Origin of the sequence: Bradyrhizobium sp. CCGUVB14, assembly GCF_024199935.1 — a bacterium.
Taxonomy (GTDB): domain Bacteria; phylum Pseudomonadota; class Alphaproteobacteria; order Rhizobiales; family Xanthobacteraceae; genus Bradyrhizobium.
On the sequence record NZ_JANADS010000001.1, the window covers coordinates 7,980,001 to 8,006,137 of the forward strand.

General features: G+C 64.4%; 29 protein-coding genes. All 29 read right to left on the reverse strand.

Annotation, left to right across the window (positions count from 1 at the left end; all coding sequences use genetic code 11):
* Window positions 1-161: 161 nt before the first annotated feature.
* Window positions 162-620, reverse strand: coding sequence for a hypothetical protein (locus NLM32_RS37240; RefSeq protein ID WP_254133661.1), 459 nt, complete (start codon window positions 618-620; stop codon window positions 162-164).
* Complete coding sequence (locus NLM32_RS37245; protein ID WP_254133662.1) at window positions 617-1,156, reverse strand: flagellar biosynthesis protein FlgN; 540 nt, start codon at window positions 1,154-1,156, stop codon at window positions 617-619. The genes NLM32_RS37240 and NLM32_RS37245 overlap by 4 nt, the downstream gene beginning before the upstream one ends.
* Before the next feature lie 44 nt (window positions 1,157-1,200).
* A complete protein-coding gene (locus tag NLM32_RS37250; RefSeq protein ID WP_254133663.1) occupies window positions 1,201-1,680 on the reverse strand; it encodes a rod-binding protein in 480 nt (159 codons plus the stop codon).
* Window positions 1,677-2,096, reverse strand: coding sequence for a hypothetical protein (locus NLM32_RS37255; RefSeq protein WP_254133664.1), 420 nt, complete (start codon window positions 2,094-2,096; stop codon window positions 1,677-1,679). The genes NLM32_RS37250 and NLM32_RS37255 overlap by 4 nt, the downstream gene beginning before the upstream one ends.
* A 6-nt stretch (window positions 2,097-2,102) precedes the next feature.
* On the reverse strand, window positions 2,103-2,855 hold the full coding sequence (gene fliR, locus NLM32_RS37260; RefSeq protein WP_254133665.1) for a flagellar biosynthesis protein FliR: 753 nt from the start codon (window positions 2,853-2,855) through the stop codon (window positions 2,103-2,105).
* Window positions 2,852-4,933 (reverse strand): flagellar biosynthesis protein FlhA, encoded by a 2,082-nt coding sequence (flhA, locus tag NLM32_RS37265; protein WP_254133666.1) that lies wholly within the window; start codon window positions 4,931-4,933, stop codon window positions 2,852-2,854. The genes fliR and flhA overlap by 4 nt, the downstream gene beginning before the upstream one ends.
* 78 nt (window positions 4,934-5,011) lie before the next feature.
* Entirely contained in the window at window positions 5,012-5,278 is a 267-nt protein-coding gene (gene fliQ / locus NLM32_RS37270; RefSeq protein ID WP_254133667.1) for a flagellar biosynthesis protein FliQ, read from the reverse strand.
* A gap of 2 nt (window positions 5,279-5,280) precedes the next feature.
* Complete coding sequence (flgD, locus tag NLM32_RS37275; RefSeq protein ID WP_254133668.1) at window positions 5,281-5,700, reverse strand: flagellar hook assembly protein FlgD; 420 nt, start codon at window positions 5,698-5,700, stop codon at window positions 5,281-5,283.
* Window positions 5,701-5,717: 17 nt separating this feature from the next.
* Complete coding sequence (gene flbT, locus NLM32_RS37280; RefSeq protein WP_254133669.1) at window positions 5,718-6,128, reverse strand: flagellar biosynthesis repressor FlbT; 411 nt, start codon at window positions 6,126-6,128, stop codon at window positions 5,718-5,720.
* The gene (flaF, locus tag NLM32_RS37285; protein ID WP_254133670.1) at window positions 6,128-6,472 is read right to left on the reverse strand and encodes a flagellar biosynthesis regulator FlaF; all 345 of its coding nucleotides are present in this window, start codon (window positions 6,470-6,472) and stop codon (window positions 6,128-6,130) included. Before flaF ends, flbT begins: the two co-directional genes overlap by 1 nt.
* A gap of 60 nt (window positions 6,473-6,532) precedes the next feature.
* Window positions 6,533-7,579 carry a flagellar hook-associated family protein gene (locus NLM32_RS37290; RefSeq protein ID WP_254133671.1) on the reverse strand — a complete coding sequence of 349 codons (1,047 nt, stop codon included), beginning with the start codon at window positions 7,577-7,579 and terminating at the stop codon, window positions 6,533-6,535.
* 2 nt (window positions 7,580-7,581) lie between these two features.
* The gene (flgK, locus tag NLM32_RS37295; protein WP_254133672.1) at window positions 7,582-9,057 is read right to left on the reverse strand and encodes a flagellar hook-associated protein FlgK; all 1,476 of its coding nucleotides are present in this window, start codon (window positions 9,055-9,057) and stop codon (window positions 7,582-7,584) included.
* Window positions 9,058-9,103: 46 nt separating this feature from the next.
* Window positions 9,104-10,336 carry a flagellar hook protein FlgE gene (locus NLM32_RS37300; RefSeq protein ID WP_254133673.1) on the reverse strand — a complete coding sequence of 411 codons (1,233 nt, stop codon included), beginning with the start codon at window positions 10,334-10,336 and terminating at the stop codon, window positions 9,104-9,106.
* A gap of 115 nt (window positions 10,337-10,451) precedes the next feature.
* Window positions 10,452-11,036: a transglycosylase SLT domain-containing protein gene (locus NLM32_RS37305; protein WP_254133674.1), complete on the reverse strand. Its 585-nt coding sequence runs from the start codon at window positions 11,034-11,036 to the stop codon at window positions 10,452-10,454.
* The gene (locus tag NLM32_RS37310; RefSeq protein ID WP_254133675.1) at window positions 10,987-12,333 is read right to left on the reverse strand and encodes a flagellar hook-length control protein FliK; all 1,347 of its coding nucleotides are present in this window, start codon (window positions 12,331-12,333) and stop codon (window positions 10,987-10,989) included. Before NLM32_RS37310 ends, NLM32_RS37305 begins: the two co-directional genes overlap by 50 nt.
* Window positions 12,330-13,514 carry a chemotaxis protein gene (locus NLM32_RS37315; protein ID WP_254133676.1) on the reverse strand — a complete coding sequence of 395 codons (1,185 nt, stop codon included), beginning with the start codon at window positions 13,512-13,514 and terminating at the stop codon, window positions 12,330-12,332. Before NLM32_RS37315 ends, NLM32_RS37310 begins: the two co-directional genes overlap by 4 nt.
* On the reverse strand, window positions 13,511-14,830 hold the full coding sequence (locus NLM32_RS37320; protein ID WP_254133677.1) for a MotB family protein: 1,320 nt from the start codon (window positions 14,828-14,830) through the stop codon (window positions 13,511-13,513). Before NLM32_RS37320 ends, NLM32_RS37315 begins: the two co-directional genes overlap by 4 nt.
* Window positions 14,831-14,837: 7 nt before the next feature.
* Window positions 14,838-15,545 (reverse strand): hypothetical protein, encoded by a 708-nt coding sequence (locus tag NLM32_RS37325; RefSeq protein ID WP_254133678.1) that lies wholly within the window; start codon window positions 15,543-15,545, stop codon window positions 14,838-14,840.
* On the reverse strand, window positions 15,542-17,167 hold the full coding sequence (gene fliF / locus NLM32_RS37330) for a flagellar basal-body MS-ring/collar protein FliF (protein WP_254133679.1): 1,626 nt from the start codon (window positions 17,165-17,167) through the stop codon (window positions 15,542-15,544). The genes NLM32_RS37325 and fliF overlap by 4 nt, the downstream gene beginning before the upstream one ends.
* Window positions 17,168-17,470: 303 nt before the next feature.
* Entirely contained in the window at window positions 17,471-18,379 is a 909-nt protein-coding gene (locus tag NLM32_RS37335; protein WP_254133680.1) for a flagellin, read from the reverse strand.
* Between the two features lie 276 nt (window positions 18,380-18,655).
* Window positions 18,656-19,564, reverse strand: coding sequence for a flagellin (locus tag NLM32_RS37340; protein ID WP_254133681.1), 909 nt, complete (start codon window positions 19,562-19,564; stop codon window positions 18,656-18,658).
* 270 nt (window positions 19,565-19,834) lie between these two features.
* A complete protein-coding gene (locus NLM32_RS37345) occupies window positions 19,835-20,740 on the reverse strand; it encodes a flagellin (RefSeq protein ID WP_254133682.1) in 906 nt (301 codons plus the stop codon).
* A gap of 242 nt (window positions 20,741-20,982) precedes the next feature.
* Entirely contained in the window at window positions 20,983-21,723 is a 741-nt protein-coding gene (gene fliP, locus NLM32_RS37350) for a flagellar type III secretion system pore protein FliP (protein ID WP_254133683.1), read from the reverse strand.
* Entirely contained in the window at window positions 21,720-22,163 is a 444-nt protein-coding gene (locus tag NLM32_RS37355) for a flagellar basal body-associated FliL family protein (RefSeq protein ID WP_148772957.1), read from the reverse strand. Before NLM32_RS37355 ends, fliP begins: the two co-directional genes overlap by 4 nt.
* Window positions 22,164-22,193: 30 nt before the next feature.
* On the reverse strand, window positions 22,194-22,889 hold the full coding sequence (flgH, locus tag NLM32_RS37360) for a flagellar basal body L-ring protein FlgH (RefSeq protein ID WP_254133684.1): 696 nt from the start codon (window positions 22,887-22,889) through the stop codon (window positions 22,194-22,196).
* Window positions 22,889-23,656, reverse strand: a complete 768-nt coding sequence (locus NLM32_RS37365; RefSeq protein ID WP_254133685.1) for a MotE family protein — start codon at window positions 23,654-23,656, stop codon at window positions 22,889-22,891. Before NLM32_RS37365 ends, flgH begins: the two co-directional genes overlap by 1 nt.
* A gap of 67 nt (window positions 23,657-23,723) precedes the next feature.
* Window positions 23,724-24,854: a flagellar basal body P-ring protein FlgI gene (gene flgI, locus NLM32_RS37370; RefSeq protein WP_254133686.1), complete on the reverse strand. Its 1,131-nt coding sequence runs from the start codon at window positions 24,852-24,854 to the stop codon at window positions 23,724-23,726.
* Window positions 24,851-25,327 (reverse strand): flagellar basal body P-ring formation chaperone FlgA, encoded by a 477-nt coding sequence (gene flgA, locus NLM32_RS37375; protein WP_254133687.1) that lies wholly within the window; start codon window positions 25,325-25,327, stop codon window positions 24,851-24,853. Before flgA ends, flgI begins: the two co-directional genes overlap by 4 nt.
* A gap of 13 nt (window positions 25,328-25,340) precedes the next feature.
* Window positions 25,341-26,132 carry a flagellar basal-body rod protein FlgG gene (flgG, locus tag NLM32_RS37380; RefSeq protein ID WP_254133688.1) on the reverse strand — a complete coding sequence of 264 codons (792 nt, stop codon included), beginning with the start codon at window positions 26,130-26,132 and terminating at the stop codon, window positions 25,341-25,343.
* Between the last annotated feature and the right edge of the window lie 5 nt (window positions 26,133-26,137).

Below are 26,137 nucleotides of genomic sequence, written 5' to 3' on the forward strand. Positions count from 1 at the left end.
TTGAACATGCCCCGGAAAGCCGCCGCACACCTTTCCGGGTCATGTACTTTCAAGCCACGGCTCGCAAACAACAACCGGCCTCTGCGGGGACATCCGCAGAGGCCGGCTTGCTTCAGCAGCAGAAACGTCGTTGCACCCGTGTGGCCTCGCGGCCCGGCGCGTTACGGCTTCTGCTGGAATTCTTCCTTGGAGACGTAGTTGAAGTCCTCGACCAGCACGTCCTGGACGATGTCGGCCTGCATCCGCTCGTTGACGCGCTGCTTGATCCCAGCGGTCAGGACGGAGAGGTCGTAGCGGGCGAGCTTCCTGAAATCGAGCTTGTCGTCAGCGTAGATCCTGCGGAAGGCCTCGTCCACGACGAACGGCTCGGGCGGAACGGTGAGCTGGTGCATGGTTCGCGCCTCCACCGTGTAGACGAAGCGCGCGACGATGTAGCCCTGCACGGCGCCGCCCTCGACCATGGGGATGCTCAGCGCCCGGGTCTTCTGGTATTGCAGCCCGTCCAGATATTCGTCCTTCGCGGGCAGCAGGGTGCCGTTTTCCTTCCAATAGGCCACGCCGTAGCTCGTGCCCGCGGTGAGGATGCATACCCAGAGCCCGGCCAGCACCAGCTTGATCATTTTCCGTCCCGCGCTGCGCGACCGGTGTAGGTGCCGTCAGACTCGGCATCCTTGATCGCCCTGACGATGATGGTCGCAACCTCACGCACGGCGTCGTAATGCATTTCGAGGAGCGAACGGTTGCGCTCGAGCTTCTCGCGCAGCCGCCGGATCTCCTCGGTGATCTCGCTTTCGCCGCCGAGATGCATCCGCGCCCGCATCAGTCGAACGAATTCCAGCATGCTCCGGCTCTTGCGCATGCTGAAATCGTCGAAATCGACCTTCTGTCCGGTCGCGAGCGCGACGGTTTCCTCCTCGACGATGTTCTCGAGCCGGCGGATCGCTGACAGCAGGCCGCTGACCTCCTCGGCCCGCGTCGCCTCCAATCTTGCCGCCTCGGCTTCGTCGAACGGCATCTCGCCGCCGACATTCGGCAGCAGCACGGGCAACAGAGCATCGCCCGGCGCGGCCCCGGTCATCATCTCGGAGTCCAAGACCTGCTGTTCGACGACCGGCTGCTCCATCACCGGAAGTGTCGCGCCCTGTTCCACCTGCATAGCAAATTCACCCTTCAACTTTGGTCACCCGTGTCCCAGATCCATCAGCCCGACTTGCCCGTCACATCCGGACCAGGCGGGTGTGCGGACGCGAGCTGCTTGGCAATTCCGATCCCCTTGCCCTTCGCGAGCTGGGCGCCCAGCTGCTCGGCCAGCATCGATTTCCAGACGCCGCCGGCGGTGCCCTTGCCGAACACTTCCTCCGACTCCTTCGGCAGCATCGTCTCGACAAAGGTCTGGAGGATGAACGCCTCGAACTTGCGATAGACCTCATCCGGGCCGGGCTTCTTGATCACCTGCACCGGCGGCCCGTTCACCACCCCGGACTGCGTCTCCGCCACGTTTGCGGCGGATTGATCGGCCGCTGCCGCGGCGGCCTTGGTGGCCTCGGACTCCATCGTCGCGGCGAAATCGGCGCCCGACGATTTCAGCGCGTCGAGCTTCGCGGTCGCGGCGCGCTGCGTCACCGGATCGGCGGCGTCGAGGACGTCGAGAACGAGGTCGGGTGTCGCTGTCACGATCATGTCTTGTTCCGGCTGGCTGGCCGCGGCGTCAAATCGCGAACGGCGGCATGTGTCTCGATCATGTCCTCGAGCGAGCGCTTCTCGGCGTCGCGCAGCTTTTCGGACAACGCCACCTTGGCGACCTCCTCGAGCTGTTTGACGCGCCGGTTCTCCGAGCGGACCTTGGCGAGCTGCATCGCGGCCCGCTCTTGCACGGCGCGCGCGCCGACGGTCGTCCTGTTGAGGCGCTTCGCGAGCGACTCGCTCGACGATCCGGCCGGCGGCTTTCCCTCGTTCAGAGTCCCAACGAGCCAAACCTGCTCATCCTGCATGGTCTGCTCCTGCTGCCGCAATTGCGCGAGCTGCCATTCGGACAGACGGAGCTGAAGCTTCACCAGCGAGACGATCCGACCGAGCTTGTCCGCGCGCGAATTCATGGCCCGTCATCCCGCCAGCCACGACGACATGCCGAGCATGAATTGCGTCAGCAACTCGTCGCTGGTGAGATAGAGCAGCAGCAGGCCGCCGACCAGGACGAACGGCACCGAGACGAAATAGACCGCAATCGACGGCGTCAGCTTGTTGATGAGGCCGATCGAAAAATTGACGATGACGGAATAGACGATGAAGGGGCTGGTGATCCGCAGCGTCAGCACGAACGCGTCCGTGAGGCGGCTCGTGAGCTGATTCAGCGCCATCTCGCCGCTCAACCTCTCACCGGGATGCCAGACGTCGTAGGAGTTCATCAACCCACGCACGACTTGCCAATGCTGGTCGGTGAGGAAGAACAGCGTGGTGACTGCGGCCATGATCAGCGGCACCGAGGCCGGCGTCGGATCGTTGTCGCCGAGCGGCACGCCCGGGATGTTGCTGAGCCCGATCGAGCTCGCCATGACGGTGGACATGGTCTGGAGCGCGAGGAAGAACACGCGTCCGCCGAGACCGATGACGCTGCCGACCAATATCTCGGTGCCGATCAGCAGCGCGAGCGTCAGCGGCGACGCATCGTCCACCAGCGGCTTCAGCATCGAGACCAGGATCGGTGACAGCGCAAACGTCGTCACGAGCGCGACGAACAGGCGGATCTGCGGCGGCACGTTCGTGCTGGAATAGCCGGGCACCAGCATCAGGCAGGAGCCGATGCGGCAGAATACGATGAACGTCGCGAGCACGTTGTCGGCGAGGCCGCTGATCACGAGATGGCTCCGAGCGCCCGGATCTCGGCGCTGCGAGCGACCTCGACGTGCGACAAGATCGGCAATGTCGGGAACACCCGTTCCAGGATCATGCGGACATAGGGGCGGGCTTCCGGCGTCACCGCCAGCACCACGCTGGTGCCGTCCTCGGTGAATTTCCGGATCGCGGCACTGGCTTCGGTCGCGAACTGTTCGATCAGGCGCGGGTCGGCGTCGAACTCGACGACGTCGCCCTTGCCGTCGCGCTTCAGGCTCTGGTGGAAGGCGAGATCCCAGCGGTTGCCGAGGCGAAGGACGTTGAGCACGCCATTGTCGGAGAGATCACCGCAGATCTGCTGAGCCAGGCGCATGCGCACGTGCTCGGCCACCTGCTCGGAACGCCGCACATGCGGCGCGATCTCGGCGATCGCCTCGAGGATCAGGTGAAGATTCCGGATCGACACCCGCTCGCCCAGCAGGATCTTCAGGATCGCCAGCAGGCCCGAATAGGAGATCTGCGACGGACAGAGATCGTCGACCAGGCGCTTGTACTCCGGCTCGAGCCGGTCAAGCAGCCCGCGCATATCCTTGTAGGACAGCAGCTGGGAGAGATTCGCCCTGAGCACCTCGCTCAGATGCGTGAGCAGCACCGACAGATTGTCGACCGGCTTGCAGCCCTGCCGCCTGACTTCATCGGTGAAGGCTTCGGTCACCCACAGCGCCTTCATGCCGAACGCGGGCTCGATTACCTCGTCGCCGGGCACGTCGGGCTTGCCGTCCTTGTCCACCAGCACCATCACCTCGCCGATCCTGAGCTCGCCATGGGCGACGCGGGTATCGTGGATCCGGATCTGGTAGCCCTTGGGATCGATCGACAGATTATCCGACAGCTTGATCTCGGGAATGACGAAGCCGTACTGCTTGGCGAACTTCTTGCGGATCTTGCTGACGCGGTGCGCGAGCTCGTTGCGCGAGCCGAGCAAATGGACCGACAGATGGCTGCCGAGCGACAGCTCGATTTCGGCGGTCTTGAGCGACTCCTTGACGGATTCCTTGGCATCGTTCTGCGCGCGCTCTTCCGCCTTGCGCGCCGCCTCCTTCTGCTGCGCAGCCGCCTGCCGCTTCGGCAGCGAGTAGCCGACGAAGGCCATGACGCCGCCCAGGAGCACGAACGGCGCCATCGGCAGGCCGGGCATCAAGGCAAGCACGAACATCATCAACGACGCCGCCGACACCGCGCGCGGGTAGCCGCCGAGCTGCCGCAGCACGGCCTGCTCCGCCGAACCCCTGGTGCCGCCCTTGGAGACCAGCAGGCCCGCCGAAAGCGATACGATCAGTGCCGGCATCTGCGTGACCAGACCGTCGCCGACGGAGAGTTTTGTGTAGACGTCGGCAGCACGCGACAGCGTCAGGCCGTGATGGGTGACGCCGATGATGATGCCGCCGAAGATGTTGATCGCGGTGATGATCAGGCCGGCGATGGCATCGCCGCGGACGAATTTCGAGGCACCGTCCATTGCGCCGAAGAAGGAGCTTTCCTCTTCGAGCTCGCGGCGCCGGCGCTGCGCTTCCTTGTCGTCGATCAGGCCCGCCGACAGGTCCGCGTCGATCGCCATCTGCTTGCCCGGGATGGCGTCCAGGGTAAAGCGAGCGCCGACTTCGGCGATACGCGTCGCGCCCTTGGTGATCACGACGAAATTCACCGTGACCAGGATCGCGAAGATGATCAGGCCGATGACGAAGTCGCCGCCCATGACGAATTTCGAGAAGCCGGCGACGACATGGCCGGCAGCCTGTTCGCCCTCCCCGCCGCGGGACAGGATCAGGCGGGTCGTCGCCACGTTGAGCGCCAGCCGCAGGATCGTCGCGATCAGCAGGACCGTCGGGAAGGCGGAGAAGTCGAGCGGCCGCTGGATCCACAATGCGACCATCAGGATCAGCGCCGCGAGCGCGATCGAGAACGCCAGGCCGAGGTCGATCAGAAGCGGAGGTATCGGCAGGAACAGGATCGTGAGCATGGCCACGATACCGCCCGCGAAGAAGGCATCCGCGCCGACACGTCGCGGGTTGGGCAGGCTAGCAGCTAAAGTATCGGCCATGGGTCACCGGCAGCAGGGTCCGCCTGCATTTTGCCCCGCAAAGCTTACGCGAGGGTGGTGGCCGGAGCTCTCCGCGGATCAGAAGCCGTGCTCGATCCGCGAATAGACCATCTCGGTGAAGGTGGAGATATGGGCGCCGATGAAGGAGCCGGAGACCGCCACGACCACGAGGATGACGACGATCTTCGGAACGAAGGTCAGCGTCGCCTCCTGGACCTGGGTCAGGGCCTGGATCAGCGCGATAACGATGCCGACCAGCATCCCGGCGCCGACCGCGGGTCCGCAGGCAACGAGGATGGTCCAGATCGCCGCCTGGACGATGTCGAGGGCGTCCCGCTCGTTCATGGCTAGCTGATCGTCAGGCCGGGGCCGACCGCGACCTTGGTGCCGTCCTCGAGGGTCGCGACCGAGCCGTTGCTGTTGATCGAGATCGACGCAACCTTGCCGGTGAAGGTCGCGCCGGTCGAGTCGGTGAAGCTGACGTTCTTCCCGATCAGTCCGTCCGCCTGCGACAGCGCCTGCGAGGACAGCAGCGAATCCAGCTTCGTATTGGTCTGCATCGCCTGCTCGACCGACGACAGCTGAGCGAACTGGCTCATATATTGCGACGTATCCATCGGATTGGTCGGATCCTGGTTCTTCATCTCGGCGATGAGGAGCTGCAGGAAGGTGTTATAGTCGACGGTGTTGTTCGACGTGGACGTGGTGGACGACGTCGAGCCCGTCGAATTGGTGCTGGTGGTATCGGTTGCGCTGGAAACGTTCATGTGCCTCTCCGCTGTTGTCAGGCAGCCTCGAATGGGGCTTCAGTGTTGGCGCCGGCCAGGATCGCCTGCTCCAGGGGAAACAGCGCCCGGATCCGCTTGAGCGCTTCGAAGTAGCGGGTTCCGCCGACCATCTCGTCGATCGCAGCGAGCCCGTCCAGCATCTCGCGGTTCTCGCACACGGCGAGCAGGGCTGCGTGGTGCTGCCCGTAGAGCGAGGCGGCAGCAGCGATATCCGTCGGATTCATCAGCATGAGCTGGACGATGAAATAGAGCTGGCGCATCGCCGTGGTGGCGTCGGAGGCCTGCATGACCTGCCCTTCCAGCAGGAACATCACGTCGTTGACGAGCTCGAGCGAGACCTTGCGGTCCACGCGCAGCACCGCGCCGTTGATGTAGACCCGTTCGCCCGCCCGCAAGGAAATCTTCATTAAAGCGCGTCTCGGATCATGCGGTTGATTTCGACGAGCTGCATCACGTCGCTCGAACGTTCTTCGCGAAGGCGATCGGCTTCCTTGACGACCCACAGGCCGATCGAGATGATGTCCGCGCGCAGCTGCTCGGGCAGTCCGTTCTCCGGATGCGCGAGATCCTCGATGAAGATGGTCCACAGCCGCCGGACGTAGAGCAGGCTCTGGACCTGATCCTCCCTGCTGTGGTGCTCCCTCTGGAGCCGCTCCAGCCGGTCGATGCCGAGGCTGAGCGCCTGTCGCTCGCGCCCCCGCGCCTCGTAGCCGCTGTCTTCAACGACCGTTTCGTAGGCTTCAAAAGTCATCCGGACAACTCTGCGCAGAAAATTGCAAGAAACTAAAAGCGAACGCGACCGCCGCGCGGCTCAGAGATAGTTGATGAGGCTGATCTTCTGGAGCTGCGAGGTCAGCGCGAGCGCCGTCTGGATCTGGGTCTGCAGCGCATTGACGCGCACCGATGCCTCCGTCGGATCGACCTGCTCCATGCCGACGATCTGATTGTTCAGAATGTCCTTCTGGGTCTTGAGCTTGTCGGTCGCGGTGGTGAGGCGCTGCTGCACCGTGCCGACGCTGCCGCCGAGCGCAGCGAGGTCGGTGATGGCGCTGCCGACGAGGCCGATGGCCTTGTCAACCACGACCTGGAACGTCGACTGGTCGAGGTTCGCATTCCCGAGATCGGCCATCATCGTGTAGGCCTCGGCGAGCTTGCGGAAACCGGTCTGGTTGGCGCTGACCGACGTATCGGCAATCTCGGTGGTGGAGATGCGGCTCTGCATGACCTGGTCGGTGGCCGACGACCAGTTGGTGTTCCAGGCCGGGCTCGCGAACTCGGCATCGAAGGGACCGTTGAGGAAGCTCTGCATTTGAGCCGGGGTAATCGTGCTGACGCTGGCCGAGGATTGCGAGAAGCCGAAGGCCGCAAAGAAATCGCTATCGACCTGGTTCTTGCTGGCCGAGCCGGCGGCGTAAGCCGTGACCGGCTGGTTCTGCGTGTTGATGCCGGAGAACAGATACGAGCCGTTATAGGAGATGTTCAGCGCGCCGATCAGATCCTGGAGGTTGGAGGACGCAGGCGGCAGGATGATCCGCCCGCCGCCGTCGGTGCTGCGGGCCGCGATCAGGTCCTTGAGGAAGTCCGTTGCGGTCGTGCTGAGCTGGGTGATGCGGTCCTGGGTCACGTCCAGGCGTCCCGCGACCAGCCCGTTGGTATCGACGAGCTGGTCGGCGAAGCTCATGTCCGCGCGCAGGGTGACGTCGCCTCCCGTCGTCGCGCCGAGTTCCAGGCCGACATCCGCGAAGCGGCCGGTGGTCGCCTCCGTCGACGCCTTGCTCAGCGCCGCCTGGTTGCTCGTGATCGAATACCTCAACGACGAGGACAACATCAGGGTCGAAATGTAGTTGGCGCTCATCATGACTAATTCCCCACGGCGGCTAGCAAGGCTTGCAACATTTGGTCGACGGTCGAGATGATCTTCGACGACGCCGAATAGGTGCGCTCGACCTGGAGCATCAACGACATCTCGTCGTCCATGTTGACGCCATTGACGTTCGACAGCGCCGTCGTGCTGCGGTCGAGCAGCGTGCTCTGGTACTGTGAGTTGTCGTTTGCGGTCTTGCGCTGGTTTTCGATCCAGCTCGTCGACGACGCCGCGTAGTCGATCAGGCTGCCGTTCGGCTTGCCCTGCGTGGTCGCATCGAACGGCTGCGACGCATCCATGTTGGTGATGAGCTGCTGAAGCCGGGTCGAATAGCCGCCGCTGCCGGCGGTGTTGTATTGATAGGCGACGTTGCCGCTGATCGCACCGTCGCGCAGCAGATTCGGGTTGCCGCCCTGGGCCGGATCGACCGATGCGGCAACCGAGATCGTACCGGCAAGGCCCACCGAGACGGTGGCGCTTGCAGGCATCGCCGGCGAGCCAGGATAGGTGAAGAGGCCGGGAACGTCGGGCAGCGACGCGCCCGACTGGTCGCTTTCCTTGAAAGTATTGATCAGGCCACGGGCGACTTCGTCGAGCTGGCTCTGATAGGTGACCGTGTCGGTGTCGCGCAATTGGGCGAGACCGGCGAGCTTGCCGGACTTGATCGGCATCACCGAATTGGGACCGGTCACGGGCACGCCGTCGATAAAGACCGCATTTCCGCTGATGTTCGCCGAATAGGACGTGGTCGGGGCGAAGCTCACCGCCCGCGCCGTCTTGTCGAACAGCACCACGCCGCTGTCGGTGTAGAGCGCGGCATCGCCGTTGGTGCGGATCGACATCGTGACGCCGACCTCCTGGGACAGCTTCGAGACGATGCTGTCGCGCTGGTCGAGATAATCGGTCACGTCGTCGCCGGCGATCGTCCCCTTCACGATTGCCGTATTGACGGTCTGGAACTGGGAGAGCAGCTGGTTGATGTTCTGGACCGAAATGTTCATGTCGGCATCCGCGCCCTCGCGGACCGACTGCACGGTCTGGGTTGCCTGGTTGAGCGCGGTCGCCATGTCCTTCGCGGACGTCACGGCGGCCTGGGCCAGCGTGGTGTTGTCCGGAGCGTTGGCATATTGCTGAAGCGCCTGCTTCAGCGCATTGAGCTGCGCCGTCGGCGACTGGTCGAGCTGCGGATCGTCCACCGTGGCAGACGCGATCTTCTGGAGACCGTCATAGATCGCGCTCTGCGTGGCCGCCGCGGAGGTCGCGGTCAGCACGTTGCTGTACAGACCCGAACTGGCGGCGCGCTGGATCGCCGCCACGTAGACGCCGGCGCCGGGAAGATTGTCCAGCACCGTGATCTTGCGCGAATAGCCGGTCGAACTGGCGCCGGCGATGTTGCGCGAGACGGTCGACGACTGGATGCCCGACGCCATGAGCGAATTGCGGGCGGAGTCGAGGGCTGACGTAAGGGACATGGCGTGCTCTTGAACGTTCTCTTGCCCGGGAGGGGCGCTGAAGAATTCAGCGCTTCAGGTTGACGACGACGTCGAGCAGATCAGCGCCGGTCTGGAACGACTTCGAGTTCGCGGTGAAGCCGCGCTGCGCCTCGATCATCGAGGTCAGTTCGTCCGCGAGATCGACGTTGGAATCTTCCAGCGCACCGGACTGGATGGTTCCGAGACCGCCCTGGCCGGCGAGGCCGACCTGCACGTTTCCGGAGTCCAGGTTCGGCGAATAGACGTTGCCGACCTCGGGCGTCAGATGGTCGGGGCTCGGCACGGTGGCGAGCGCGATCTGGAAGCTCGGAAGCTCGGTGCCGTTCTTGAGCACTGCGGTGACCACGCCCTTGCTGTCGATATTGACCTTGTCGACGGCGGACGGCGCGTTGCCGTCGACGGTCGCCTTGAAGTCGAAGCTCGACGCGACCTGGGTCATGGCCGAGAGGTCCATCGTGAAGGGATAAGTCGAGGCGCCGCTGGTAACGGTATACGAAAGCGTTTTCGGGCTCGCTGCAGCCAGAGCTCCCTTGCCGGTCGCCGTCGTGTCAAAGGTGAACGTGGTGGACCCCGTCGGAGCAAGCAGCGTCGATCCATTATAGGTCTGGATATCCCATGTGTTCGCGCCGGTATTCTTCATGTAGACGTCGAGCGTCACGGGATTGCCGATATTGTCATAGGTCACCATCGACGTCTTCGAGGTGTAGTTGGTGGGGCTCGCCGGTCCTGCACCGCTCGTCGCACTCGGATCCAGATTGGCCGCGACGGTTGCCTTGGTCGAAGCCGAAGCCTGCAGCGCCATCTGGTTGACGTTGACGACCTGCAGGCCACCGAAGCCGTTGGCGGCGACGTTGGGCGCGGCACCATTCTGGATGTTGTAGCCCATCAGCTGGAAGCCGGCCGTGTTGACCAGGTTGCCCGAGCTGTCGGGCACGAACGAGCCGGCGCGCGTCAGGAAGCTGTTGCCGTTGGTGTCCTGCACGACGAAGAAGCCATTGCCCTGGACCGCGAGGTCCGTCGTCGAGGTCGTGAACTGGAGGTTGCCGGGATCGGTGATGGCGTAGCGAACCGTGGTCTCGACTGCGCCGGAGTCGTAGTTGCCGGAGCCGCTCTTCAGGATCAGCGATGAGAATTCCGTCGATGCCCGCTTGTAGCCGACCGTGTTGACGTTTGCGATGTTGTCCGAGACCGTCGACAGCTTGTTGGACTGCGCGTTCATACCGGAAACGCCGGTGCGCATAACACCATACAGGCTCATGTAGTGGGCTCCTTTGACAGATTGTCGTTACAATGGGTGATCTTGCTTGCGCGGGGCTGATGATTGGCGGCGATGCACAACTTCATGCGATGCATCGTCGTTTTACTTCGTTGGCTCACGTTGTCTTGGGTTGGCAGAACGAGCGCGCCTTGTCGGTCCACGCACCGAAGCCGCTGGAGACGAGATGCGCGACGATGTGGCAGACGTAACGCTTCTGCGCCGGTTGATTGTTGGGGCCGGCGTTGTAGCGGGCGACCGCCATGGTCCAGCTTCCCTCGCGTTGCTTCAGCTCCTTGAGGAAGCGCGCGGCGTAGTCGACGTTCCTGGCCGGATCGAACATCGCGCGCACCGACGTGAACTTGTCGCCGTGAAAATAATGGTTGATCTGCATGCAGCCGAGATCGATCAGCTTGATGCCCCTGGCTCGCATCGCTTCGAAATTCGCCATTGCATCATCCATGTCCTTGGCGAACACGGTCTGCCCTTCCGCACCGAGCGCGTAGGGATAGAGCGCGCCGCGCCGGCCGGTCTCGGTGAGACCGACGGCATAAAGAATGCCGAGCGGAATCCCGTGCTGCTGCGAGGCGCGCGCCATCTCGCGCTCGCAGGGGCGCGCAGCGTCGGTCGCCGCCGCCTCGGCAGCGCCGGTGCTACAGATAAACAGGGCCGCGGCGAGTCTGCGGCGCCACGTCCTGGTCATGGCGTGCCTCCTGGTTGGGCTGCTGATCCTGCCGGGCTGGCCTGGCTCCGCCGTCCGACTGACCGGACGAAGTGCCCGCGCCGCCGAACGCGCCTTGCGACTGGGATGATTGCTGTTGCTGGCTCGCGAGCTGAGGCTGCGACTGCGGCTGGCCGGATCCGGCCTGGAATCCATCGAGCGAGCCGTGCTGTACGGGTGCGACGTCAGCCACGTAGCCCGCCGACTGCATCAGGTCGCGAATCTGGTCGCGCTGCTGATCCAGCATCGTGCTGGTGTCCTTGCGTTGGGCGGCGAGCTGAACCGACACCTCGGTGCCGACGAGGCGAAGGCGCACGGTGACGTTGCCGAGATCCGGCGGCTCGAGATTGACGGTGAGGATCTTGACCGGCTGATCCGGCGCATTGCTCTGCGCGCCGACAAGATCGGCCGCGGCGGACGCAGTCGGCGCGGGCGAGCTCTTCAGGTCCGACACCACCGCGTTCGCGACCTGCTGGCTCGCGCTGAACTGCTGCACGGGAGGCAGATGCGTCTCCTGCTGGACCACCGTGACCTTGGTCGTTTCGGGCAACGCGTCGCGGCCCGCGGACTTTGCAGCGCGCTCGACATTCGCTGTGACCGCTTCGAACCCGGATGTGGCGGCGGGCATGGCTTTCGGTTGAACGTCGCTGTCATCCGGCATCGCCTGAAGGGGCGCCGCGGCCGGCTGTGGGCGCGGCCCCGAGGCATCGGCCGTGGAATGCGCGACGGTCGACGGCGCGACGGAGGATCGCGCGACATCTGCCGTCACAGCCTTTGCGTCGGTGATACCCTGAACGTCGCGTTTCGCCGCGCCGGGTCGTTCGTCGCGGGCCGAGGTGTCCTTCTTGTCGTTCGACGGTTGCGGCGTCTGCATCGTCACGGCCTGCGCGGCGGCGAGCTCCTGCCCCACGATGGTCGGAACGGTCAATCTGCTCGACACGTCCGCCTTTGCCGTTTGATCGACCGGGTCTTTCTTGGTCGACGATTTGGGCTCTTCGGTGCGCTCGTGCACCGGCTCGTCCTTCGGTGTGTCGGGCTCGGTCAGTTGAACCAGGCGTGGGCGTACCGGAGCGGCCTTTGCGCTGGCGTCGCTCCCCTGATCGTCCAGCGCCCGCTTGGCCATGTTCGAGACCGTGTGAAGCAGATCGTGAAACGATGAATCGTCCGTCGTTTTCGCCCCCGTCGTCGCAGTCCCCTTCGCCGAGCGCGACACCCCGCGCGTAAGACTTTCGGCGAGGCCTGCGAACAACTGTCCGGACGTTCCGCTAAGCTTGGTCATGGACGGCGATCCTTGGTGAGAAGCTCCAGTTCGCCGAGCTGCGTCTGTGCGCGCGCGAGCATTGCGTTCGACGACGCCAGATCGATCCGGGCCGGCGTGGGCGGCGGCTTGTCGGCCGACATGACGGCAGTCGGACCCGCAATCGGCTTGCGGACGTCGAGCGCGAGCTGGAGGGTTGCATTGAGAAGAAGGGCGTCGCGCTCCGCCAACTTCGCCCGGTCGAGCGCCTTCAGCTCGGCGAGGCCGCCATCATATTCGTCAGTGAGCGCGCGGGAAGCGCCGCGGTAGAAATGCGCACGCTCACGATCGGGCGTGGCATCGGCGCTGAGCGTCAGCGCCCGTTCGCCTGCGAGCCGGGTCACGACGAGCTTGCCGCGAACCAACGCGCCGCGCGCGATTACCAGATAGAGCTTGAGGCGGCTGGCGCGGTCGATCTGTTCCAGCAGCGCCGCGACCCGCGCAAAGCGGCGATCATCCAGCGCAAGACTCGATTGCGTCAGCCCGGTGGAGAAGCGTTGCCAGAAGTCGCCGGCATAGACCGAGTTGCGGTAGTGGCGGATATAGGCCAGCGTCAGGAACTCGAACTTGTCGAAATCCTCCGCCTGCCCGACCAGCAGGATCTCGCGTCGCAGCGCCGCCTCTTCGACCAGCGTGCCCGGCAGCAGCAGGCGCGCGTCGTCGAGACGCTCGATCGCGAGCGATGCCTCGGAACGCGCGAACAGCGCGCCCTGGACCAGTGCGACCTGCCCGCCCATGCCGGACGAGAGCGTGCGCGGCTTGACGTCCTTGAGCAGGTCCTTCGCCTCGTCCTGCCGACCTTCGACATAAGCAAGCGCGCCGTCGAACAATCGCGAATCTACATTGATCTTGTCGCGCGGTAGCTTGCGGACGATCTGTGGGGCGCCGCCGCTGAGCAGATAGATCACGACCGCCTGGCCGTTCTGCGGATTGCTCCACACGCTCGCATCGGCGGCGAGAAATTTTTCGCCGATCTGCCGGATCAGCGCGATGTGGCTGGCATGCGCCGCGGTGTCGCCATTGGCGATGCCGTCCTGCACCGCCTGCAGCGTGCGGACGAGCTCGAACGGCTCCCCGGACGGAGCCGTCGGTTCGGCAGATGCGCGTGTCGCCGCGAGCGACAGCACGATCAGCAGCCCGGCGCGGAGCAGCGGCCTGATCAAGGGCGCTTCTCCCGGATCAGGATCTCGATACGCCGGTTTTGCGCGGCGGCCGGATCATTCGGAAGCTTTGGCCGGCGGTCGGCATAGCCTTCGACATGCTCGATCCGCTGCGCATCGATGCCGGAGCGAACCAGCATGTAGTAAGCCATCTGCGCGCGCGCCGTGGACAGCCGCCAATTGTCGTAATTGTCCGACTTGTAGGGCCGGTTATCGGTATGACCGCGGACGATGATCATGCCGCGACGCTTCGCGATCAGCGGGCCGATCTTGTCAATGACGCGAACGAGCTCGGGCCGCGGCTCGGCCGATCCGACCGCGAACATGCCGAAGCTCGCATCGTCGGTCAGGCTGACCAGCAGACCCTCCTCGACCTGGCGGACCTCGGCCACCGGCCCGGCGCCGGCCTTGATATCCGACAGGGCATCGGCGATCGCAGATTGAAGCTGCTTGACGGTCGGCTGCTGGGTCTGGGCCACGTCTCGCGGCTCGGATTCCTTCGGAGCGTCGGTGGGACGTGCCTGCGGCGCGGCGTTGGCCTGAAGGTTCGCCTGCATGTTCGGCTGAACGCTAGCGTCGCGCACAGACGATGATGGCGCCGGTCCCGGCGGCAACAATGGCGACTGGCTCGCGGACGACGCCTGCGCGTCGGGGGCTACGCTGCCACCGGCGTCATCGGTCCTGCCACGGCGCGGCTCGCCCTGATTTGTGCCGGCCGAATTGTCGCGCGCGGAAGCATTCGGCTTCGGCTCGCCCTCCATGATCCGGTCTGCTTCCTTCGCGGCCTCGGGCGCAAGCTTCCAATAGCCGGGATCGAACGGATCGCGATAGGCGTCGCCGCCCTTGAGGCCATCTTCTTCCGCGGAAGTCGTCGCACCGGCGCGCCGCTGGCCCGAGGCCTGGTTCGAGCTGGCCGCGATTTCGGCGAGCGTTGCATAGGGATCGCGGAACAGAACCTTCTCTTCGTAGAAGGGCGGCTTTTCGGCCGTCGGCGAGTCGCCGCGGCGCTCCTCGTTCGGCCCGGATGGCTGGCGCTTGCCATCCTGCCCCTCGAACGTCGTCGGCTCCTTCTTGGTGAGGTCCTTCAGTCCCTTCGGCGCGGGTGCGTTTTCCGCGAGCTTGATCGGGTTGAAGTAGCTCGCAACGACCTGCTTCTGGTCCTGGTTGAGCGCATTGAGCAGCCACATCACCAGGAAGAACGCCATCATCGCGGTCATGAAGTCCGCATAGGCGATCTTCCAAACGCCGCCGTGCGCCTTCTCGTCCTCGAAAGCGCTCCGCCGGCGGATAATGACGAGCTCGTGCTTGACCTCCTCCATGGTGAAACTACCGGCGCGCCTCTTTCAGCCGATCCATCCAAGTCGAGATCTGTGTCTCGATCGTGGTCTGGTCGGCGAGAACGCGAACCTCGACGGTGTCGGCGGACTGGTATTCGACGCCGGAGCGGCCGGCCAGATTGAGCTGCGTCCTGACGAGATCGATGAGCTCGCTCGGTCCAGTGACGCGGAATGCCGGCACCGGCGAATTCGAGGTCAGCGCCGAGATCTGCTCGACCAGGGATCCGATCGCCTTGTCCCGGACCGCATCGGCGAGGAACGGCAGCAATATCCGCGCGACCGAGCTCGCAATGTTGCTTTCGATCTCGCGGCAGGCGGCGTCAAAACCGTTGACGATCGCGACCGCTTGCTGGTCGGACCATTTGGCCCGCTCCTCGCCGAGCCGGATCGCGCTGCGAACGCGCTCTTCGGCGAGCTTGGCTTCGCCTTCCGCAAGGCCCGCAGTATGGCCGCGTCGATAGGCGTCTTCGAGCAGATTGACCGGCGCGGCTTCCGGCGCCGGCGCCGAAGGCGGCTGAAGTTGAGGCTGCGCCTGCGGCTGACGCTGCGCTTGAGGTTGCGGCTGCGCTTGCGGCTCGCGCCGAAGCTCCTTTCTCGTCAGGACATCCTGGATCTTCGGCGGCGGCGGTGGCGGTGGCGACTTGGCCCGGCCATTCGCATCGAATTGCGTCAGGAGTTTTCCGATTGCCGCGTTCATGCCGCCTCCTCGCGTCGCATCCAGTCTTTAAGGATTGCTGCCGCCTGCATCTGATCGAGGCGAACGATCTGCTCCAGCCGCTTCTGCGGCGTTCGCTGCATCTTGCCTTCGAGGTCCTCGACGAGGTTGAGCTCGGGATCCTGGCTGTCGGCCAATGCGAGGGCCGTGGCGGCCTCGAGCTCGGCGGCCTCGGCCGCCTCGGTCTGTTCCTGCGCGGCGCGATGAGTCAGGATGCCGTTGACCGCCGGCCGAAGCCCGAACCAGACCAGCATCGAGGCGACGGCCAGGATCGTCACCGCATTGATGACGCTGCCGAGCTGCTTGTTCATCATCTCGACGAAGCTGATCGGCGGCACCGGCGCGAGCTCGCGCGAGCCCTCCACGAAATCGACCGCAGTCACCTGGATCTGGTCGCCGCGCGCCTTGTCCAGCCCGCCGGCGGTCGCTGCGAGCTGGCTGATCTCGGCGAGCTTGCTGTCGACGATGGCCTGGTTGGTCTTGTCGCCGAGATCGGCAACGAGCCGCGCGCGATTGACCAGGACGGCGATGAAGAGCTTCCTGACCGAGTAACCGTCGCTGACCGTCGTCGTGGTCTTGGACGAGACCTCGAAATTGGTGACGTCCTCGCGGCGCGTCTTGTCCTCGCTGGAGTTCTTGGTGCCGCCGGCGTTGACCTGCTGATCCGGAAGGTTCTGCTGGACGGTCGTCGGCGTCGAGCGATCCGCATTCGACGACTTTTCATTTTCGCGGACATTGCGGACGGAACGCTCGGCGCGGGTCTCGGGATCGTAGACCGTCTCGTTGATCTGGCGTTTGTCGGTGGAGAGCTGGGGCGCGACGCTGACCTCGAAATTGTCCAGGCCGAGATAGGGCGTCAGCGCCTTGCGGATGTTTTCCTGCACCATTCCGCCGACCGTCTTCTGCAGGCTCGCCATCTTGGTCGGCGCGGCGCTGGCCTCATCCTCTTCGGCCAGCAGCATCGAGCCGTCGGCGTCGAGCACGGTGACCTTGTCGCGCGTCATGCCGGGAATAGCTGCCGCCACGAGGTGGCGGATCGACTGCGCCGTGCGCGCCTCGATCGCACCGTCGGTGCGCAGCACAACCGATGCGGAGGGCGGCTGCTGCGTCGCACGGAACGAGCCGCGTACCGGCATCACGATGTGCACCCGCGCCGCCTTGACGCCCTTCATCAGCTGAACGGTGCGCGCGATCTCACCCTCGAGCGCGCGGAGCTTCGTGACCTCCTGCATGAAGGAGGTCAGCCCGAGCGATCCGATCTTGTCGAACAGCTCGTAGCCGGCATTGGCGCTGGTCGGCAGCCCCTTCTCCGCCAGCAGCATTCGCGCTTGTGCGGTCTGACTCGGCCGCACCGAGACGGTATCGCCGGCGGCGTTGATATCGAAGGCAATGTTCTGCTCGCGCAGCGCGGCGCCGATACGCGTCACGTCTTCACGGGTCAGGCCGGTGTAGAGGGATTCGAATTCCGGCCGGCTCAGATAATAAGCACCCCCGACCACGGTGACGAGGACGGCGAAGCCGATCAGTCCCAAGGCCATCAGACGTCGCGGCCCAAGTTCCAGCAGATTGTTGAGCAGCTGCTGTAGCTGCGCGCGACTGAGCATATGACCTCGTACCAATGCGAACGGTGAGGACACTCCGCTGTCAACCTTGTCTGAAGGTTGCGCGCAAACGCGAATGTGTCGCTTCGCAGGCGAGGCGTTGCAATTTTACAAGAACTTTGGACGACGCAGGCAGCTCGATGGCACGGGCGGACGATCGAACGCATGACCGCGTGATCGGCTGCAGCCTATGGCATCAGGTCTGGCGTCGGGGGGCGACTACGGGCACATCATGTGCCGTCACTTCCGCCGCTCACGGCGGGGACCGTGCTCCCGTGGGAGCACGGTCGTGTTCGAAGCGCGAGCTTACTTGAACAGCGAGAGGATGCTCTGGCTGTTCTGGTTGGCGATCGAGAGCGCCTGAACGCCGAGCTGCTGCTGGGTCTGGAGCGCCTGAAGGCGGGTGGATTCCGCGTTCATGTCGGCGTCGACGAGCTGACCGACACCGCGCGTCACCGAGTCCATCAAGGTCTTGACGAAGTCGGTGTTGGTCGCGATGCGGTTCTTGACGGCGCCGAGGTCGGCGGCGGCCGAAGCCACGGAATTGAGCGCAGTGGTGACCGCAGTGATGTAGCTGCTGAGTGTGGCTTGGTCAGTCGCCGCGTCGGTCAGCGAGGTGATGTCGATCGTGTCGATCGACGCGCCGCCGCTCACCGTGTCCAGGATGCCGGTGGTGGACGTGCTGTAGAGCGAGTATTTGGAGATCGTCAGGGTGATGGAGCCGATCGTCGGCGTACCACTGACGCGGGAGAACGACGACACCAGGTCAAAGGTCGCCGGCGTTGCCGTCGTCACGCTCAGCCAGTTCACGCCGTTGAAGGTTGCCGCATCGGCTGTGCCCTTCATCTGTTGCTGGATCTGGGTGATGTCGGCCTGGATCTTGGTGCGGTCGATACCGGCCGTCTTGGCTTCGACCAGCAGCGCCTGCAGCTTGGTCAGGCCGCCCGTGCTGTCGCCGACGACCGCGGTCAGAGCGGTATATTCGGTATCGACAGTCGCGGCCGACAGACCGAGCGAATCGGAGACCGCGGAGAGCGCGGCATTGTCGGCGCGCATCGAGGTCGCGATCGACCAGTAGGCGGCGTTGTCCGAAGCCGTGGCCACGCGCTGGCCGGTCGAGATGCGGTTTTCGGTGGTCTGGAGGCTGGAGCTGACGTTGCGCAGCGTCTGCAGCGCGGTCATTGCCGCGGAGTTGGTGAGCAGGCTAGAACTCATGTTCGACGTCCCCTTGAAAACGATTTGAAATTTTTGGGACATACCGGGCTTGCACCGGTACGGCAGAACGGCATCATGCCTTTGAGCTGCGAAAAAGCACGCTCAACCTGTCGTAACGGCGGCGATAGCACGCGAAGTTTGCGCGAGGCTTGTGGCTCTGTGACCGGACCGCAATCCGAGGCGCGAAATCGCACCTTTGACGCGCGAACGACGCACGCCAAAATGAAAGGGGCCGCGCTTCTCGCGAAGCGCGGCCCCCTCAGATGGTTTTCAGGCTTAACGGAACAGCGAGAGGATGCTCTGGCTGTTCTGGTTGGCGATCGAGAGCGCCTGAACGCCGAGCTGCTGCTGGGTCTGCAGCGCCTGGAGGCGGGTGGATTCCGCATTCATGTCGGCATCGACGAGCTGGCCGACACCGCGATTCACCGAGTCCATCAAGGTCTTGACGAAGTCAGTGTTGGTCGAGATGCGGTTCTTGACGGCGCCGAGGTCCGCGGCGGCCGAAGCCACCGAGTTGATCGCAGCAGTCACCTGCGTGATGTAGGCGCTGAGCGTGGCCTGGTCGGTCGCCGCGTCGGTCAGCGAGGTGATGTCGATCGTGTTGACCGACGCACCGCCGCTCACCGTATCCAGGATGCCGGTGGTGGACGTGCTGTAGAGCGAGTACTTGTTGATCGTCAGGGTGATGGAGCCGATGGTCGGCGTGCCACCAACGCGGGAGAACGACGACACGAGGTCGAAGGTCGCCGGCGTTGCCGTCGTCACGCTGAGCCAGTTCACACCGTTGAAGGTTGCCGCATCGGCAGTGCCCTTCATCTGCTGCTGGATCTGGGTGATGTCGGCCTGGATCTTGGTGCGGTCGATACCGGCGGTCTTGGCTTCGACCAGCAGCGCCTGCAGCTTGGTCAGGCCGCCGGTGCTGTCGCCGACAACCGCGGTCAGAGCGGTATATTCGGTGTCGACGGTCGCGGCCGACAGACCGAGCGAGTCGGAGACGGCGGAGAGTGCGGCGTTGTCGGCGCGCATCGAGGTCGCGATCGACCAGTAGGCGGCGTTGTCCGAAGCCGTGGCCACGCGCTGACCGGTGGAGATGCGGTTTTCGGTGGTCTGGAGGTTGGAGCTGACGTTGCGGAGGGTCTGCAGCGCCGTCATTGCTGCGGAGTTGGTAAGAAGGCTTGAACCCATTTTGATGTCCCTTTGAAGATTGAGTTGTTTGGGGACATACCGGACTTGCACCGGTACGACAGGGCGGCGTCATGCCTTTGGGCTGCGGAAAAGCGGTTAGGCCCAACCTGTCGTAGCGGCGACCGTAACGCTCGAAGCTTGTGTGGGGCTTGTGGCTCTGTGTCGTAGCTGCAACAGGGCAGCCGAAATTTCAGCGCGCACGGAAGGTCACGCCAAACGAAAAGGCCGCGCTTCGCGAGAAGCGCGGCCCTCTCCCAGATGGTTTCAGGCTTAGCGGAACAGCGAGAGGATGCTCTGGCTGCTGCCGTTGGCGATCGAGAGCGCCTGGACGCCGAGCTGCTGCTGGACCTGGAGAGCCGACAAGCGGGTGGACTCCTGGTTCATGTCAGCGTCGACGAGCTGGCCGATACCGCGATCAACCGAGTCCATCAGCGACTTCACGAAGTCCGTGTTGGTCGAGATACGGTTCTTGACGGCACCGAGGTTGGCGGCGGCGGAGGCCACCGAGTTGATCGCAGCGGTGACCTTCGCGATGTAGGTATCGAGCGTGGCTTGGTCAGTTGCCGCGTCGGTCAGCGTGGAGATGTCGATCGTGTTGACCGACGCACCGCCGCTCACCGTGTCCAGGATGCCGGTGGTGGACGTGCTATAGAGCGCATAGGTGGCAGTGGTCAGCGCGATGGAGCCCGTGGTCGGCGTGCCGCCGACGCGGGAGTACGACGACACCAGGTCAACCGTTGCCGGCGTGGAGGAGGTCGCGCTCAGCCAGTTCACGCCGTTGAAGGTCGCCGCATCCGCGGTACCCTTCATCTGCTGCTGGATCTGGGTGACGTCCGCCTGGATCTTCGTGCGGTCGATACCGGCCGTCTTGGCTTCGACCAGCAGCGACTGCAGCTTGGTCAGGCCGCCGGTGCTGTCACCGACAACCGAGGTCAGAGCGGTGTATTCGGTGTCGACGGTCGCGGCGGACAGACCGAGCGAGTCGGAGACCGCGGAGAGCGCGGCGTTATCGGCGCGCATCGAGGTGGCGATCGACCAGTAGGCGGCGTTGTCCGAAGCGGTCGAGACGCGCTGACCGGTGGAGATGCGGGTCTGCGTGGTGGCGAGTTGGGAGCTCACAGACCGCAGGGTCTGGAGGGCGGTCATAGCGGTCGAGTTCGTAAGCAGGCTTGACATTGCGAATGTCCCTTTGATGTACGCGTTACATTTTCACGAGGGGACATACCGGGCTTTCACCGGTACGGAGGGGCGGCATCATGCCTTTGGACTGATGTGGGTGGGGTCCAACCCGCCGTGCCGCATTGCTAGCACGTCGAATCTTGCTTCCGAATTAAGACGGGCTTGAATTCTGTAGCAAAATCATATGGTTAACATTACGCTTTGCTAACCTTAACCAACCGTTAGGACGATGATCGCTCTTACGAGAACGATCGCACCAGTCCGGAGGCGAGCAGGTTCCAGCCGTCGATCAGCACGAAGAACAGCACCTTGAACGGCAGCGCGAGGATCGACGGCGGCATCATCATCATGCCCATCGACATGGTCAGCGTCGCCACGATCATGTCGATGACCAGGAATGGCAGGATGATGAGGAAGCCGATTTCGAACGAACGCCGGAGCTCGGAGATCATGAACGCCGGAATGATGACGCGCATGTCGATGCGCTTGTCGTCGAACTTCTTGCGGAAGCTTTCCGCGGCGAGCGATTCGAATGTCTGCAGGTCCTTGTCGCGGACGTGGGCCAACATGAATTCGCGGAAGGGATCGCTGATCTTCAGATAAGCCTCCTCCTCCGAGATCTCGTTCTTCATCAGCGGCTGCACGCCGGTTTCCCAGGCGCGATCGAAGGTCGGCGCCATGACGTAGAAGGTCATGAACATGGCAAGGCTGATCAGCACGAGATTCGGCGGCGTCGTCTGAAGGCCGAGGCCGGCGCGCAGGAACGAGAGCGCGACGGCGAAGCGCGTGAAGCTCGTCACCATGATGAGCAGCCCCGGTGCGACGGACAGCACCGTCAGCAGCGCCATGAGCTGAATGATGCGGCCGCTGGTCGAGCCGTTGCCCGGCGGCAGCAGCGAATTGAGGTCCGGGATCTGGGCGAACGCTACCTCGGGCAGCACGACCAGGAGCAACGCAAGCAGCAGGACTCTCAGTTTCACTGGATCACCAACGTCTCAATGATCAATTCACGGACTTTGCCGGACGAGCGGATGCTGGCGCGTTCCGACAGGTCGTCGCGCAGATGCTGGAGTCCGCGCGTGCCTTCGAACTGCGTGACCGAGGCGGACCGCAGGTAAGTGACGATGTCTTCGCTGATATGAGCGGCCAGAATGCCGGCATCCTCGTCGCTCATGCTGTCGGTCACCATGGAGGCTTCGACCCGGGCCCAATTGTTGGCCGGCGCCGCGAGATTGGTCACGATCGGAGACAGCTTCCTGAGCCGCGCACTGCCGGCGTAGCTCGAGGCGATCGGCGGCGGGGTGGCGCCCTTCTTTGCGTCTGCGACGCGTTCGGCCGCCGCGAACAAGTGCAAGCCCGCGAGCGCGCCCGCGCCGATCGCGACCAGGGTCAGCACGAGGATGGCGGCAATCAGGCGCATGACGCCCCCTGCTCCCACGACGCGCGAGCCTCAGAACGGTGCCACGGCATCATAGATCCGGTGACCCCATCCAGGTTGCTGCACGTCAGACAGATTTCCGCGACCGCCATAGGACACGCGCGCCTCGGCGATCTTCTCGTAGGAGATGGTGTTGGTTCGCGAAATATCGCGTGGGCGCACGATACCGCCGACGTTGAGCACGCGCATCTCCGTGTTGATACCGAACTCCTGCGACCCGCTGATCATCATATTTCCGTTCGGCAACACGTCGGTGACGACGGCGGCAATGGAAAGCTTGATGTCCTCGGAGCGGTCGATCTGGCCGTTGCCCTTGATCTGGGTATTGGTGTTGAGGTTGGCGTTGGTCTGGCCCTTGTCCTGCCATCCTGCGACGTCCATCAGCCAGTTCAGCCCGAACTGGATCTGCGAATCGCGCGAGCGGTCGGTCTTGTTGTCGAGCTTGGCCTTGTCCTGCATCGAGATGATCACCGTCACGACGTCGCCGACGCGCCGGGCGCGCGGATCGCGGTAGAGGTCGGTGCCGTCATCCCAGGTCGAGCGATAGCTGACCGGCGTGCGCATGCGGGGCGTCACCGGGATCGGTTCGGCCGGCGTCCTCAGTCCGCTGCCCACGGGCGACAGTTTCGGCCCGGTCAGGATTTCTGCCGGATCATGGGAGCATCCGCCGAGAAGCACGAGCGACAGGAGGAGGATCGGCTTCTTCATTACTTGGTCTTCCCGTCATCCACGCGACGCATTCCACCGAGCAGGTCGGCGAGATGTGCTGCGCGCCCGGTCTCCATCTCGTTGAAAATCGCGCTCGAGCTCCTCGGGCTGAGCTTTGCGAGCACCGCCGCAGCCGTCTCGTCGGCCATGCCGGCGATCTGGGTCGCGGCAGCGTCCGGTTTCATGCGCGAATAGATCTCGACGACGCTCGCTTCCGCTTTCTTCAGGAAGTCGTCGCGCAGGGCCATCCACTTTTCGTATTCGGCGCGCTTGGCCTCGACTTCGGCGATCCGCTCCCGCAGCAGGCTCTCGGCCTTCTCCAGCTCTTTCAGCTGCCAGGCGAGCCTGGCGTCGACGGCGGGGTCGGCCACGTTGCTGCAGAACAGCGCAACTTCGTTGTCACCGGGCGCAGCAGCTTGAGCCGGCGCCGGCTTCGGCGGGGCCGTGATGCTGCCGGACTTCGCCGGGCGCGTCGGCACGGGTGCTGGTGCAGGCGCCGGCGGAGCAGCCGCCGCCGGAACCGCTCCCGTGATTGCAGGACCCGAATCCTCGGCCGCCCAGGCGGTTGCCTGTGAATTATCGCCCGGGACCGGCGTCGCCGCCACGTGCGGCCTCTGCGGACCGGGCGCGCGAGCGCGTGCGAAGGAAAGCAGATTGAGCGGCTTCGACGGCTTCGGCTCATCCAGCGCCAGCGCGGGCGACGTGCCTGCGAGCGCGAACATCGCGGCCAGGAGAAGAAGTTGCGCTATGTGATCCAGCTTCAGCATCGGCTCGCGTGCGATTCTCGGTCGAGACCTGAGCATTGAGCGACCAAGCTTGCACGACGCTTATGCATCATTGCACGATGACTTCAGCCTGCAGCGCGCCGGCCGTCTTGATCGCCTGGAGGATCGCGATGATGCCGGACGGCTTCAGTCCGATCTGGTTCAGCCCGCGCACGAGGCGCTGCAGGTCGACACCGCTCAGGATCGCCACCTGCGATCCGGCCTCGTTGGCCTCGACCACGGTCTGCGGCACCACGACCGTCTGGCCTTGCGAGAACGGCGCCGGCTGCGACACCACGGGCAGCTCGGTGACACGGACCGTCAAATTGCCGTGGGTGACGGCGACGGTGGAGATCCGCACGTCGCGTCCGATCACCACCGTGCCGGTGCGTTCGTTGATCACGACCCGCGCCGGCGTGTCCGGTTCGACAGTGAGCTCCCCGATCTCGGCGAGGAAGCGCACCGGGCCGACATAGCGCGGCTTGGACAGCACGATCGTCCGGTAGTCGCGCTCGAAGGCGATCTGGGCGCGATAGCGGCCGCCGGCATAGCGATTGACGGCGTCCAGGATCCGCGTCGCGGTGACGAAGTCGGGGTTCTTCAGCTCCAGCACCAGGTACTCCATCTCGTGGAGGCTTCCCTGGACCTCGCGCTCGACCAGCGCGCCGTTCGGAATGCGGCCCGCCGTCGGCGTGCCCTGGCTGACATTCTGGGCCTGGCCCCCGACGCTGTAGCCGGCGACCGTGACCGCGCCTTGCGCCACTGCGTAGACCGCTCCGTCGGCCGCGCGCAGCGACGTCATCACCAGCGTGCCGCCGAGCAGCGACGTCGCATCGCCGAGCGAGGACACCGTCACGTCCATCCGTTCGCCGGCGCCGATCGACGGCAGCAGGTCGGCGGTCACCATCACGGCGGCAACGTTGCGCGTGCGCAGCGTCGTCGGCCGCGACGAGTTGTTCGTGCTGGTGGTCTCGTTCCGGACATTGATGCCCATATTTTCGAGCATCGACTGCAGCGATTGTTCCGTAAACGGCGCGTTGCGCAGGGTGTCGCCGGTGCCGTTGAGGCCGATAACGAGGCCATAGCCCACGATCTGGTTTTCGCGCAGACCCTTGATGTCCGCGATGTCCTTGATGCGGACGGCGGCCTGGGCGCTGGCGGCGGAAACGATGAGGAGAAGCGCGATCAGGAATCTGGTCATGACCCGTCCGCGACCTTGACGGTGCCGTCCGGCTGGACGATGGCCCGGATCATCACGCCCGTGTCGGTGTTCCGCACGGTGATCAGCGATCCCGGCGCACCTGATTGCATCGCCGCGCCGTAGGTCACGATCGACAGACCGGAGTCTTCGACCACGACCTTGACCATGGCGCCACGGGCGATGGTCCAGGGATCCTCCACCGAATTGGTGGGGATCGGCTGGCCGGGCAGCAGCGCCCGCCGCGCCATGCGGCCGACGAGCACCTGACGCCCTTCGATGAACATGGCGACGCCGAGCACGTTCGGCGCAAAGGTACGGTCGGTGATCATGTCTTCCCTGATCAGCTCGCCGGCGCGGATCGCTACGGCCGGCACCGGAAGCCGCTTCTCGTCTGCGGCGGCGAGCCGCGCGGAGACGAGAACCAGCAGCGCGGCGGCCAACCCGCGCGCGATCAGGCCCACCCTGTTCAACATGGACACACCGGAACTAGCGACTGAGGTTCTTCGATACCGTCTGCGCCATCTCATCCGACGCCTGGATGACCTTGGCGTTCATCTCATAGGCGCGCTGCGCCGATATCAACTCGGTGATTTCCTTGACCGGATCGACGTTCGAGGCCTCGAGATATTGCTGGTTGATCTTGCCATAGCCGGCATCGCCGGGGAGACCAACGACCGGCGCGCCCGATGCGGTGGTCTCGCGATAGAGATTGCTGCCCAGCGGCTCGAGGCCTGCCTCGTTGGCAAAGTTTGCGAGGTTGAGCTGGCCGATTTGCCGCGGATTGACTTCCGTATCGAGCTTGGCGAACACTTGGCCGGTCTGGTTGACGGTGACCTGCACCGTTCCCTGCGGCACCGTGATGTTGGGATCCAGCAGGTAGCCGTCCATCGTCACCAACTGGCCGGTGGCGTTGGTGTTGAACGAACCCGCGCGGGTGTACTGCACCTCGTTGTTCGGGCCGAGCACCTGAAACCAGCCGCGTCCGTTGATCGCGAGGTCATAAGGGTTGCCGGTCTGCGTCAGCGCGCCCTGGATGTGCAGCTTGCGGATCGCGGCCGACTTGACGCCGAGGCCGAGATTGGCACCTTCCGGGATCGGCGAAGCGCCGTTGACGTTCGCGACACCCTGCATGCGATCCATCTGGTAGAACAGATCGGTGAACTCCGCACGTGCGCGCTTGAACGACGTGGTGTTGATGTTGGCGATGTTGTTCGCGATGACTTCGATATTGGTCTGCTGGGCATTCATGCCCGTAGCCGCGATGGCGAGCGATTTCACAGCGT